Annotated in this window: 11 protein-coding genes and 3 tRNA genes; 6 read left to right on the top strand and 8 right to left on the bottom strand. The window is 64.4% G+C overall.

Annotation, left to right across the window (positions count from 1 at the left end; translation table 11 throughout):
* The first annotated feature begins 164 nt into the window (after positions 1-164).
* Positions 165-1,505 (top strand): MFS transporter, encoded by a 1,341-nt coding sequence (locus tag BB28_RS01105; protein ID WP_109550527.1) that lies wholly within the window; start codon positions 165-167, stop codon positions 1,503-1,505.
* A gap of 160 nt (positions 1,506-1,665) precedes the next feature.
* On the opposite strand, the gene BB28_RS01100 is transcribed toward BB28_RS01105, so the two are convergent.
* A tRNA-Arg gene (locus tag BB28_RS01100) sits at positions 1,666-1,738 on the bottom strand.
* A 48-nt stretch (positions 1,739-1,786) separates the two neighbouring features.
* Positions 1,787-1,875 (bottom strand) — tRNA-Ser (locus BB28_RS01095).
* Between the two features lie 132 nt (positions 1,876-2,007).
* On the opposite strand from BB28_RS01095, the gene hisC reads away from it, so the two are divergent.
* Positions 2,008-3,051, top strand: a complete 1,044-nt coding sequence (hisC, locus tag BB28_RS01090) for a histidinol-phosphate transaminase (RefSeq protein WP_046252177.1) — start codon at positions 2,008-2,010, stop codon at positions 3,049-3,051.
* Here the strand turns inward: hisC and BB28_RS01085 are convergent.
* Positions 3,048-4,319 carry a thioester domain-containing protein gene (locus BB28_RS01085; protein WP_046252176.1) on the bottom strand — a complete coding sequence of 424 codons (1,272 nt, stop codon included), beginning with the start codon at positions 4,317-4,319 and terminating at the stop codon, positions 3,048-3,050. The two genes, hisC and BB28_RS01085, sit on opposite strands and share 4 nt — an antisense overlap.
* Positions 4,320-4,736: 417 nt before the next feature.
* Between BB28_RS01085 and BB28_RS01080 the strand changes: the two genes are divergently transcribed.
* Positions 4,737-5,660 (top strand): family 2A encapsulin nanocompartment shell protein, encoded by a 924-nt coding sequence (locus tag BB28_RS01080; RefSeq protein WP_046252175.1) that lies wholly within the window; start codon positions 4,737-4,739, stop codon positions 5,658-5,660.
* On the top strand, positions 5,647-7,518 hold the full coding sequence (locus BB28_RS01075) for a family 2A encapsulin nanocompartment cargo protein cysteine desulfurase (protein WP_046252174.1): 1,872 nt from the start codon (positions 5,647-5,649) through the stop codon (positions 7,516-7,518). The genes BB28_RS01080 and BB28_RS01075 overlap by 14 nt, the downstream gene beginning before the upstream one ends.
* A gap of 76 nt (positions 7,519-7,594) precedes the next feature.
* On the opposite strand, the gene BB28_RS01070 is transcribed toward BB28_RS01075, so the two are convergent.
* From BB28_RS01070 to BB28_RS01060, 3 genes are read right to left on the bottom strand one after another with little or no spacing between them, the layout of a single operon-like run.
* Entirely contained in the window at positions 7,595-7,930 is a 336-nt protein-coding gene (locus tag BB28_RS01070) for a cupin domain-containing protein (RefSeq protein WP_046252173.1), read from the bottom strand.
* Between the two features lie 2 nt (positions 7,931-7,932).
* Positions 7,933-8,589, bottom strand: a complete 657-nt coding sequence (locus tag BB28_RS01065; RefSeq protein WP_081252183.1) for a helix-turn-helix transcriptional regulator — start codon at positions 8,587-8,589, stop codon at positions 7,933-7,935.
* Positions 8,586-9,386 carry a class I SAM-dependent methyltransferase gene (locus tag BB28_RS01060; RefSeq protein WP_046252172.1) on the bottom strand — a complete coding sequence of 267 codons (801 nt, stop codon included), beginning with the start codon at positions 9,384-9,386 and terminating at the stop codon, positions 8,586-8,588. The genes BB28_RS01065 and BB28_RS01060 overlap by 4 nt, the downstream gene beginning before the upstream one ends.
* A gap of 114 nt (positions 9,387-9,500) precedes the next feature.
* Here BB28_RS01060 and BB28_RS01055 point away from each other — a divergent pair, with 114 nt between their 5' ends.
* Complete coding sequence (locus BB28_RS01055) at positions 9,501-10,022, top strand: OsmC family protein (RefSeq protein WP_081252330.1); 522 nt, start codon at positions 9,501-9,503, stop codon at positions 10,020-10,022.
* Positions 10,023-10,198: 176 nt separating this feature from the next.
* Here the strand turns inward: BB28_RS01055 and BB28_RS01050 are convergent.
* Together BB28_RS01050 and BB28_RS01045 are read right to left on the bottom strand one after the other, a co-directional pair.
* Positions 10,199-10,285, bottom strand: a tRNA-Ser gene (locus BB28_RS01050).
* Positions 10,286-10,316: 31 nt separating this feature from the next.
* Positions 10,317-10,685: a MarR family winged helix-turn-helix transcriptional regulator gene (locus BB28_RS01045; protein WP_256364533.1), complete on the bottom strand. Its 369-nt coding sequence runs from the start codon at positions 10,683-10,685 to the stop codon at positions 10,317-10,319.
* 238 nt (positions 10,686-10,923) lie between these two features.
* On the opposite strand from BB28_RS01045, the gene BB28_RS01040 reads away from it, so the two are divergent.
* Positions 10,924-11,910: an NAD(P)H-quinone oxidoreductase gene (locus tag BB28_RS01040; protein WP_046252170.1), complete on the top strand. Its 987-nt coding sequence runs from the start codon at positions 10,924-10,926 to the stop codon at positions 11,908-11,910.
* The last annotated feature ends 4 nt before the right edge of the window (positions 11,911-11,914 follow it).

Here is an 11,914-nt window from a genome sequence, read left to right as displayed (position 1 = left end):
CCAACCCACCGTGGGTTTTCCTTGTTCCGCTCTATTGCTCTTTACGCGCCTAGTCCGAGCCGAGACGGGCGCCAAGTTCTCGGTAATGCCGCCGCCGCGGCAAGGAAGGACGCCAGATCGTCATGGCACCAATATTCGTAGCTAGACAGTGGGCCTTGCTGGCCATGTCCGTTGGAGTGTTCTGCATTCAGCTGGACGCGTTCGCGTTGAACCTGGCGCTCCCGCAGATCGGCCGTGATCTGCACGCAGACAGCGGTGGTCTGCAGTGGGTGGTCAGTGCCTACCTGCTGTCTACCGGCACGCTGATGCTAGGTGCCGGACGTCTTGGTGACCTGTTCGGGCGACGGCGTCTGCTCGTGTTAGGACTGGCCCTTTTCGGGGTGTCGTCCCTGGTGTGCGCGCTCGCTCCGACGCTGCCCGTCTTAGTCGGAGCGCGTGTGGCCCAAGGGGCGGGTGCCGCGATGATCATGCCGGTAGGTCTGTCTTTGCTCACCAACCTGTACCCGACCAAGATGCGTGGTCGCGCCATTGGATGGGCGCTAGGTATCGGCGGAATAGCCACCGCCTGCGGGCCATTCGTCGGCGGATTTCTCACCGACACCGTCTCTTGGCGGGCGGTGTTCTGGCTTAATGTGCCCTTGGCCGCCGCCGGGGCTCTTGCGGCCCGTCGCGTCGACGAGAGCTTCGACAACGACCACCATCGACAGATCGACTGGCCGGGGTTGGTGACGATCACCGCAGCCCTCGCGGCACTCGCGATCGTCGTCGACCGCGTCAGGATATGGCCGTTATCTGCAAGTATCGCCGGGATCATCCTGGTGTTCGCGCTGCTGATCTTGTTTGTGTATCGCGAACAACTAGCGACTAATCCACTGGTTGACCTAGCGCTCTTTCGCAATGGGCCTTTTGTGGCGCTGACGCTCACCGGTGCGGTGGCTAACGCCGCAATGGTGATGCTCCTATTCGTTGTCCCCTTGACACTGCAGGGGCAATGGAGTCTGTCGGTCGTTAGGGCAGGCGTCGCCTTTCTCATCCCGGCACTGGCGATGGCACTCACCGGCCCACTGGCCGGCCGCATCGTTCCCTCGGTTGCCGTATATGCGATGGCTATATTCCTTACGGGCGCGGCCACATGCCTTTTATGCCTGGTGTGGGCGCCATCGCTCACGGTCTATCTGATCGCGGCCACGCTAGCTGGCGCCGCCCTCGGGGCCGCTAATGCGTTGACCCTGATCGCCACTCAAGGAGTCATCACACCCGAGCGAGCCGGGGAGGCATCCGGAGTCACCAAAACAGTGATCACCGTCGCAGCTGGCCTTAGCGTGGCGATGGCGGGAGCCGTCACCGATCGCAGCCGCGGTATCGGCTCACAAGTCGCTTCTGAAACGGCCCTACAAATCACCGCAATTAGTTGCTTGGCCGCCGCGCTTGTCCTCGGCCTATGGACACTTGGCCTGCATGCGCGTCGCCGTTGGGGCTTTTCTCCTGCTGAGCGAGCCTGTTGAACAAAGAGTGCCCATGTGTTTCAAGGAACCATGGTGGGCCAGTCCGGGTCGGGTAGTAGGCAGATGAGCCAGCAACACCGACCAAAATCTAATTTGCGGGTATTCGATGGCCGTGCAATTAGCCAGCTACCAGCGAAATGCCCCTGAACTCGAACTATAGTGCGCCCGAAGGGATTCGAACCCCTAACCTTCTGATCCGTAGTCAGATGCTCTATCCGTTGAGCTACGGGCGCGTGCTATTCAATTGTTGCAGGTCAACAGGTTTGGCCTGCAGACCGACGCGGAGGCGAGAGGATTTGAACCTCCGGTCCCCCGTAAAGGGGACAACTCATTAGCAGTGAGTCCCATTCGGCCGCTCTGGCACGCCTCCTGAACTTCCCGAGGGTACCGGAACCCATAAATGGATTCCGAACCGCCGAGGGCACAGAGTACAGGCCCGCGAGGCCGGAAGGCAAAGCCGTTGGTCGCCATCCGGTCCAACATGCACAGATAGTCTGTTCCAGTGCCTGCCCGACTTCGCCCCGAGCTGACTGAACTGCCGGCGTACACCCCCGGCCGCAACGTCCCCGGTGCCATCAAGCTCGCCAGTAACGAGACCGTGCACGGACCACTGCCCAGCGTCCACACGGCCATCGTCGAGGCAACCGCGCAGATCAACCGTTACCCGGACAACGGCTACGCCGAGCTGCGCTCACACCTGGCCAAACACGTGGACATGCCGCCTGAGCACATCGCGGTCGGATGCGGATCGGTGAGCCTGTGCCAGCAGCTCGTACAGGTCACCGCCACGGTGGGGGACGAGGTGCTGTTCGGCTGGCGGTCCTTCGAGACCTACCCGCTGGTGGTGCGGGTCGCTGGGGCCACTCCCGTTCAGGTGCCGCTGACCGACCACACCTACGACCTGGCGGCCATGGCCGCCGCAGTGACGGACGCCACCCGGCTGATCTTCGTCTGCAATCCCAACAATCCGACCGGCACCGTGGTCCCACCCGCCGAGCTACGCCGGTTTGTCGAGGCGGTACCGCCCCACATCCTCATCGCAATCGACGAGGCATACATCGAGTACGTGCGCGAAGACTTCACCGACAGCATTGCCCTTGTTCGCGAACATCCCAATGTTGTTGTGTTACGCACCTTCTCAAAGGCCTACGGCCTGGCCGGCCTGCGGGTGGGCTACGCGATCGGCGATCCCGATGTGATCACCACGCTGGGCAAGGTGTACGTGCCGTTCAGCGCCTCCAGCCTCGCTCAGGCCGCTGCGGTGGCCTCCCTGGGCGCCGCAGAGGAACTCCTCGCACGAACCAATGATGTTGTCGCCGAACGCACAAGAGTGACCCAAGCACTCCGGGAGGCGGGATACGAGGTACCGCCATCGCAGGCCAACTTCGTGTGGCTACCGTTGGGCGATCGCTCGACGGAATTCGCACAAGCCTCCGCCGAGGCCCGAATCATCGTGCGCCCCTTCGGCGCCGACGGTGTGCGAGTCACCGTCGGAGCACCCGAAGAGAACGACGCATTCCTGGAGTTCGCGCGCTCCTGGCGCTAACTCACCCGCGACAGTTGCGTGGTCTCGGCCCACTCGACGGTGAGTTCGACAACTTCCCGCGCACCGGGAAGCACGAGCGCCAACGGAGTCAACGGCCCCTCTGCCACACCGGTGAGCACCCGGGCGGTCGTCACTGGGTCAACCACCGAGACCGTCACCGCCGCAACGCACTCCGCGGGCCGCACATAGAAACGCGTGCCCGAGCCCACCAGCCCGGTGAGCTCCGCGCCGGAGATGTCCATGGCCTTGGCACCCTCGGACAGCGAGAGCAGAACCGGGCGTTGTGAATCCACGACGAAGGGCCCCATGAGTCCTGCCGCCATCACAGCCTGCGAGTCATCGATGACGGGGGCGTGCTCAGTCTGGCCGGCCGCGATCAACGACTGCTCCAACAGATACCGGTACAGCTGCACCACGCGGTCGGCATTGCGGTGATTACGGGCATCGTGCAACCAGAATTCGACACCCTCGATATCGGCGGTACCGCCCTGCACGTACAGGCGATAGAAGCGATACCCGAGATCCGGTGCACCGTGCCGGGTTTCGGCAACCGTCGCGCCGACGCCCAACGTCTTGACGTACTGCGCCTCACCCTCGCTGAAATTCAATTCCGAAGAGGACACCTCGCGCCACACGGCCCCATTCACGGATGCGTGCAGCCGCACGCTGGCCGGCTGCTGCCCCGCACTGGTCCGCACCGTCAGACCGCCCAGCTGTGGGCGCTCCTTGAATTCGAACTCGATGAAAGACGGAGACTTTCGGGTAGCGGTTGGCACATTGCGCGCCGCGGTGTCCAGCTCTGTCCCGTTGGTGAGGAACCAGATGGCGGCCTGGGTTCCCGCGATGGCCTCGTGGTCCTTGATGTTCGCCTCGCCCAGATACCCCACCGCACGCAACCGGCGACTCAGTTGTGCCGTCGACAGCGCCGGGAAGGAGTTGGCCAAGATCCAGGCCACCTGAGATTCACGGGTGCGGGCCCGCAGGTTCGCCACCGACAGCCAGTCGGCCACCGCGTAGCCCGAGGGCAGATTGGGGGCGATTCCCGCGATATCGAGGGAGTACGCGGCGATAGTGGGGTTCAGGCGAATTAAATCTGTGCGAGCGGAAGTTCCGTCGGTGAACACAACCTTGTCCACAGTGGATGAATAGGTGCCGCCGCGGTACCTCGTCAGGCGCTGCGGGAGTGCCTCGGCGTGGTACCCGTGACGCCTGCCAGTGATGCGGGCGGAGGGCCAATCGACGAGCGATAGCAAAGAATGAGTGGTCATGGGTTGGTTGATCCTTGTGCCGGCGGATTGCAGCCCAGGAGCTCGTCAACATGGAAAACGGCGATCCCGGGTGCCAGAGGGCGGGGTTAGGGAATCAACAACAACAGCAACACACGGCGGCGCTGCGCGCCCCGAAGCTGTCGGCGCGCAGCGCGCTGATCGCCCGGCGTCGGTGCGACTGTGCGACGTGCTGCATGCAACCAGTCTACGGATCCCCAGCCGCGCGCCTGCTTTTCCACCGGGGCCACTTCTAGGGGGCGGGCGAGTGAGATACCGATTCACGGCGACGCGGCGCGACGGCTCAACCGCCCGCGAGGAGTTTGGCGCACGGGTGTTCCTTACCTGATGCACCGCCCCAATCGCGATTAGGATTTCGGGCATCAGGTCTTGATCCCATTCGCTGAGGAGGAAACCGCTGTGCCCGCTGCCAAGAATGAATCCCAGGCCCTCGGCGATCTCGCCGCACGGCAGCTAGCCAATGCCACCAAGACCGTCCCCCAGCTGTCGACGATCACTCCACGGTGGCTGCTGCATCTGCTGAACTGGGTACCCGTCGAGGCCGGCATTTACCGGGTGAACCGCGTCATCAACCCCGACAAGGTGGCGATCCACAGCGAGGAGCAGGGCGAGAACGAGGCCCCGCTGCCGCAGACCTACGTCGACTACGAGACCAATCCGCGCGAATACACGCTGCGCACCATCTCGACGCTGCTCGACATCAACACCCGGGTCTCGGACCTGTACTCCAGCCCGCACGACCAGATCGCCCAGCAGCTGCGCCTGACCATCGAGTCCATCAAGGAGCGTCAGGAAAGCGAGCTCATCAATAACGCCGAGTACGGCCTGCTGGCTCAGGCAACACCCGAGCAGACCATCAAGACCCTCGGTGGCGCTCCCACACCGGATGACCTGGACGCCCTGATCACCAAGGTGTGGAAGACCCCCGGTTTCTTCCTGACCCACCCGCTGGGTGTGGCCGCGTTCGGCCGTGAGGCCACCCGCCGCGGCGTGCCGCCCGTTGTCGTGAGCCTGTTCGGTGCGCAGTTCATCACCTGGCGCGGCATCCCGATCATCCCGTCGGACAAGGTTCCGGTGAAGGACGCCAAGACCAAGTTCCTGCTGGTGCGTACCGGTGAGGAGCGCCAGGGCGTTGTCGGCCTGTTCCAGCCCGGCTTGGTCGGCGAGCAGGCACCGGGACTGTCGGTGCGGTTCACCGGAATCAACCGGTCGGCCATCGCCTCATACCTCGTCACCCTGTATTCGTCGCTGGCCGTGCTGACTGATGACGCACTGGCCGTTCTCGACGACGTGCAGGTGGACAAGTTCCATGTCTACAAGTGACGCGATTCCCGTAACCGACAGCCCACCGGGCTTCCCCTCTGCGGCGGAGCTGTCGGCATTGGCCACCCAATTGTTCTGGGAGGCCACACCCACCGGAGCGCCGGGTATCGACACCCCGGGACCGGCGGTACCCGTCGCACCCCGGGGCAACGTGCCCGACGCGACGGCCGGATCCTCCGCGGCGGCCACAGCGGGCTCGTTGGCCAGTCCATACGCACCCGCACCCGTTGCCGACGCCCTGTCGACGGCAACGGTGGCCCCGCCGGTAGCGGCTTTCAGTTCGGCGACACCCGACGGCATTCCCGGAGCGGTGCCGGTGGCACCTCGCGGCGGTGGCGGTGACCTGACATCGGGCACCTCTGCGGCGCACACCGCCGCAACGGGTTATCCGACAACCGGTCTCGCCGATTTCGCGGTCCCCTCGGGCCTGGTGCCGACAATCCCCGGGGTGCTCGCCACCCCTGTGGTGGCCCCAGCCGTCGCTTCACCACGGGTGAGCCCACACTCGGAGGCGCTTTCGGTGCCGGATCTGGGTTGGACGGCCCCCGTGGCACCGAAGGGAGGCGACGAGTCGAATTACTACTTCTTGGGTCAAGCGCCGGCCGCGGCGCCGATCCACGAAGACGCTCGCGCCTTCGACGTCGCGTCGATTCGGGCGGATTTCCCGATCCTGTCCGAGACCGTCAACGGTAAGCCGCTGATCTGGTTCGATAACGCCGCGACCACGCAGAAGCCACAGTCGGTGATCGATCGACTGGTGCACTTCTATCAGCATGAGAACTCGAACATCCACCGTGCGGCACACGAATTGGCGGCACGGGCCACCGATGCATACGAGGACGCGCGCGGCGCGGCCCGTAAGTTCCTGGGCGCCGAGGCGGACGAGAACATCATCTTCGTGCGTGGCGCCACCGAGGCCATCAACCTGGTGGCTCATGCCTGGGGCGGTAAGAACCTGGGACACGGGGATGAAATCGTCATCACCCACCTAGAGCACCACGCCAACATCGTTCCGTGGCAATTGATCGCGAAGAAGACCGGCGCCGTCATCAAGGTGGCTCCGGTGGACGACGCCGGCAACCTGCTGCTCTCCGAGCTCGAGGATCTGGTCGGTCCGCGCACCAAACTGGTTGCGGCCACTCAGGTTTCCAACGCGCTGGGGACGGTGACGCCTGCCAAGCAGATCGTCGAGATCGCGCACCGCTACGGCGCGCGCGTGCTCATCGACGGTGCGCAGTCGGTGCCACACCTCGCGGTGAACCTGCAGGAGCTCGGTGCCGATTTCTTCGTCTTCTCGGGTCATAAGATCTACGGCCCCACCGGGATCGGCGTGCTCTATGGCAGCGAAGACGCGCTGGCGGAGACGCCGCCGTGGCAGGGCGGCGGCAACATGATCGCCGATGTCACCCTGGAGCGTGCGGTATTCCAGGGTCCACCCAACAAGTTCGAGGCGGGCACCGGAAACATCGCCGACGCCGTGGGGCTGGGCGAGGCGCTGCGGTATGTCGAGCGCATCGGCATCGACCGGATCGCTGAGTACGAGCACGCGCTACTGGAGTACGCGACACCGCAATTGGCCGCCATCCCGGGTGTGCGGCTGGTGGGGACGGCCGATCACAAGGCATCGGTACTGTCGTTCGTGCTCGCTGGGCACGATCCGGTGGAGGCCGGTAAGGCACTGAATGCCGACGGTATCGCGGTGCGTGCCGGACATCATTGCGCTCAGCCGATTTTGCGCAGGCTCGGGCTGGAACAGACGGTGCGGCCCTCGTTCGCGTTCTACAACACCTTCGACGAGATCGACGTCTTCATCGACGCGGTGCGGCGGCTGGCCGAAAGCGGCGGCCCCAAGGCGTAAGACTCAGTTCGCCGAGCGCATACAACACGCAGGCATCTCAGCGAAATACCCTGCGCCTGGTATGCACTCGGCGGGCTCAGCCCGCCCGGCCCACCACTGTCAGCAACACCGCCGAGTCCTCGACCGCAGTGAGGTCATGGCGCTCCTGCGGGATGATCACGTAGTCGCCGGTGGCCAGCGCCGCCTTCGCGGTCGCTGTCGCAAGCTCCACCCGCCCGCTGAGCACTAACAGGGTTGCCTCGCCGGGGTTTTCGTGTTCGGCAAGTTTATGCCCGGCGCCGAGGGCCAACAGCACCTGCTTCAGCGCATGGTCCCTGCCACCGTGCACCGTGTGCGCGGACCGACCACTGTGCGCGCGCTGCGCCGTTTCGACCAGCTCATCCCCTAGAGCCGTTATCGAGATGACATCCACGACTATCTCCCTTTCACCTGTGGATCCAGAGTCAGGCTGACAGTGCAATCCCCGTGCCCGGCATCGGGCGATACGGTGACCTCAAACTGGCCCCCGACCGCGTCGGCATTCACGTCGAGAACCTCCTGGATGAGTCCACGCTGGATTCCGCGAACCACTTCCGGAGCCGTGGTGGCGATCTCGGCAAGTGGGCAAGAACAGATCTGCACGGTGACGCTCCCAAAGGACATCAGCGTGGACTGCACCGTAAAACCAAGTTCACCAAGGGTTTCCACCACCAAATCCACGGCCGGAAGCGACGCCCGGTGCCGCGCAACATTCACGCGGTGTGCAAGGTCGGCGCCAACCAGTGCCGCCCGTGATTCGCGCTCTGCTGCGGTGCCACCGAGATGCACCGCGAACAGTGACACGACATCGGCGTAATCCAGTCGCGGGGCGACCGCGTAGGCCAGGCTCGGCCTGCCCGCCCTCTGCCCGGCACCACCACTGCGCCGGACGATATGACCCTGTTCTTCCAGGGTTCTGAGGTGAAACCTCACCGTGGTGATGTGAATCCCCAGGCTGTCGGCAATGTGTTGCACCCCGACCGGCTGCCTTGCCTCCCGCAGCAGCCCGAGCACCCGCTCGCGCTGCTGGCCCGCTCGGCGGTCAACGGTCATTCGGGGCGCACGCCCACCACGGCGACTGCCGTCAGCGCGTTGGCGTGTTCCCGAAACGTATGGCGCATGGCGAGCACTCGCTTGCGCGCCCCACCATGCAGGAGAACGTTTTTCACCAGACGCAGGGCCCCGAGTACGCCCTCGTCGGCGATGATGCGACGCGGGCTGAGCAGTGCCATCGGTGCCCGGTCGGTGCTCACCACTTCGAATCCCGAGGCCATGAGCAGCTCACTCCATTCGGCCACGGTGAGCGGTCGTGCGTTGACCTTGATCGAACGAGCCAACGCACGGCGAATCTCGTCCTTGGTGGCGGTATCCACGGAGTCCGGCGTGAGCCCGAGCTCGTGAATCGCGTACCGCCCACCGGGCCGTAGTAGCCGATAGGCCTCGTCGACGATGGCGCGCTTGGCCTTGTCACTCTGCATCGTCAGCATCGCCTCGCCCACTACGACGTCGGCGCTGGCGTCGGGCAGACCCGTGCTGGCGGCATCCGCGACGATCACCCGACCACCACACGGTGCAACCACATCGCGTACCGATTGGGTAGCCGCCGCGGTGTCATCGACACCAACGTAGGAGCGCGGGCGCAGCGCCACGATGTCACGCGCGGTCCGGCCGAGACCTGGCCCGAGTTCGACCACATCGGCATCGGTCACCTTCCCAGCAGCCAAGAGCCGCGTGGTCAGTTCAAGCCCGCCCGGACGCAGGACGCGCTTGCCCAGCCGCGCCAACAACCAGTGCCCGGGAAGGTCCTCGTCTCTGCGCCCAGCCAGCGGAAGTGTTTCTCTGTCAGCCATGACTCCAATTTAGAGGAAACTTCTCCTTTTAAATAGGCCTACGTCCTCGACCGTTGGATTCACCACGGACGCAACCCTCCCGTCGCGGCGCCAGTGCCACTAATGTCACCGCGCGTGACTGCCTCGACAACATCCCTCAACGCGATCACCGACGCGACCCGTGCGGCAGTAGCCGACAACCCGGCGGCCGCAACGGTGGTGTTCAAGGCGTCCGCCCAACCAGAGGGCACGGTCGGCAGCGAAATCGCCCTGGGCAAGTACCGCGTCCATGTCGACGAGCCACCGGGTCTCGGCGGACAGAACACCGCGCCGAACCCCGTCGAGTACTACTTGGCATCGCTGCTGTCCTGCCAAGTGGTGACCTATCGCTTCTGGGCGGAAAGACTAGGAGTTCAAGTCGATTCGCTCAGCGCCAGCGCCGAAGGTGACCTCGATGTACGCGGGTTCTTCGGCTTGGACGACAGCATCCGGCCCGGCTTCCAGCAGATCCGGGTCACCGTGACGGTCTCGGGCCCGGACAGCGAGGAGCGGTATCGCGAGCTGCAGGAGGCCGTGGACGCACACTGCCCGGTACTGGATCTGACCACCGGCTCGACGTCCGTACATACACAACTCATCACGCGGCCGCGGTCGTAAATCTGTTGCCGGACGCAAATCCTGCCTGGCAGCATCAGCGGCGCCCGCCCTAGACCGCGTCAACCGGTACCCGCGGTCCGCTGCATACGCAGCCGGCGAGGGAGGCAGCCCGTTCGAGCCGGGCCGGGACCCAGAAACATCCCCAGCTGCGCACAGTCCAGCTGCGGCGTTAAGAGCGGTGGCGGAGGGATTTGAACCCCCGGACGGTGTTAGCCGTCTCTCGCTTTCAAGGCGAGTGCATTAGGCCGCTCTGCCACGCCACCGTCGGCAAGCCTAGCGGCTCCGCCGAGCGATCTACTCCCCGCCGCGGCCCTCGGTGTCATGGAGCGCCTCTTCGGCACCCTCTCCGACCCGCCGGAAGCTCTCGGCGATGGCCGCCTGCTGTGGCCGGGTCAGGCGGGTCAGATAGTGCTCACGAACACATTCGGAGTACGTACGCATCGCCGCCTCGCCCAGCGTGCGGCCCTGCTCGGTAAGCGCCGCCAAGACCGCCCGACGGTCCTGGGGCATCGACCCCCGTTTCACCAGCCCCTGTTCCTCGAGGCGGCGCACCTGGTGCGTGATCCGGCTGCGCGAGGCCAACAGGCTGGTGGCGATATCCCCCATCCGGCAACTGCCGTTAGCTGACCGCAACAATTGCTGAAGCACTTGGAAGTCGGTCAACGAAATTCCGTGCGAAGCAACCATTTTGCGGTTCAACAAAAAGTACAACCGGTTAGTCGCTATCCAAAAGTTTTGCCACGAACGAAATTCGGCGAGGTCAAGTCCCGGGACTTCGCTCTCCGAACGTGTACTCATGCACCATCCCCCTCCGTCGACCAAGCCATGGCCTCGACCGCGCCTCCACCCGCACTGTCCGATAACCCGGCGACCACCAATAGCTCGGCATAGTCTGGATGCTATGCACGCTATCACCGTTGACCAGCCGGGTGGGCCAGAAGCGCTGTGCTGGACCGAAGTTCCCGACCCAACTCCGGGACCAGGCGAAATACTGATCGATGTAACGGCCGCCGCAGTTAACCGCGCGGATCTGCTACAGCGCCAGGGCCTGTATCCCATGCCGCCCGGTGCGAGCCACATCTTGGGACTCGAATGCTCCGGAACCATCGGTCAGGTTGGCGCAGATGTCACGGAATGGGCTGTAGGACAATCTGTTTGTGCTCTGCTGTCCGGTGGCGGGTACGCCGAGAAGGTGGCGGTACCCGCCGGTCAGGTACTGCCGATTCCCTCAAACATCAACCTTGATGTCGCTGCGGCACTACCCGAAGTCGCCTGCACGGTGTGGTCGAACCTCGTGATGACGGCGAGAATGACTGCCGGACAATCTATCCTGATTCACGGTGGCTCAAGCGGAATCGGCACCCATGCCATTCAGGTAGCCAAGGCGCTCGGCGTTCGGGTTGCGATCACCGCAGGCACCCCCGACAAACTCGACGCCTGTCGTGATCTTGGTGCCGATCTGGCCATCAACTACCGGGCCACCGATTTTGTACAGGCAGTTCACAACTTCACCGACGGTGCCGGAGCCGACCTCATCCTGGACATCATGGGAGCGAAGTATCTGGACCGGAACGTCGATGCTCTCGGCAATGACGGCCACCTCGTCATCATCGGTATGCAAGGCGGCGCGGTGGCAGAGCTGAACATCGCCAAGCTGATCACCAAACGCGGCTCCGTCACCGCTACCACGCTGCGCGGACGGCCACTGGACGGACCGTCCGGCAAGGCCGCGATCGTCGATTCCGTCACGCGGAACCTGTGGCCGCTTGTCGAGGCGGGGAAGGTCCGGCCGATCGTGGGCGCCGAGATCCCGGTGAGCCAAGCGGCCGAGGCTCACCGCCTGCTGGAGAGCGGGGAGGTCGTGGGGAAGGTACTACTGACACTCTGAGCTG

The organism is Mycobacteroides chelonae CCUG 47445 (assembly GCF_001632805.1).
GTDB classification, from domain to species: domain Bacteria; phylum Actinomycetota; class Actinomycetes; order Mycobacteriales; family Mycobacteriaceae; genus Mycobacterium; species Mycobacterium chelonae.
Note: the sequence above shows the minus strand (reverse complement) of the source record. Positions and strands in the feature narration are given on the sequence as shown.

Bases quoted from the DNA above. Each gene is read 5' to 3' on its own strand.
- BB28_RS01085 (WP_046252176.1), bottom strand. From the start codon at position 4,319: ATGACCACTCATTCTTTGCTATCGCTCGTCGATTGGCCCTCCGCCCGC.
- BB28_RS01040 (WP_046252170.1), top strand. From the start codon at position 10,924: ATGCACGCTATCACCGTTGACCAGCCGGGTGGGCCAGAAGCGCTGTGC.
- BB28_RS01075 (WP_046252174.1), top strand. From the start codon at position 5,647: ATGTCTACAAGTGACGCGATTCCCGTAACCGACAGCCCACCGGGCTTC.
- BB28_RS01065 (WP_081252183.1), bottom strand. From the start codon at position 8,589: ATGACCGTTGACCGCCGAGCGGGCCAGCAGCGCGAGCGGGTGCTCGGG.
- BB28_RS01060 (WP_046252172.1), bottom strand. From the start codon at position 9,386: ATGGCTGACAGAGAAACACTTCCGCTGGCTGGGCGCAGAGACGAGGAC.
- BB28_RS01105 (WP_109550527.1), top strand. From the start codon at position 165: ATGTCCGTTGGAGTGTTCTGCATTCAGCTGGACGCGTTCGCGTTGAAC.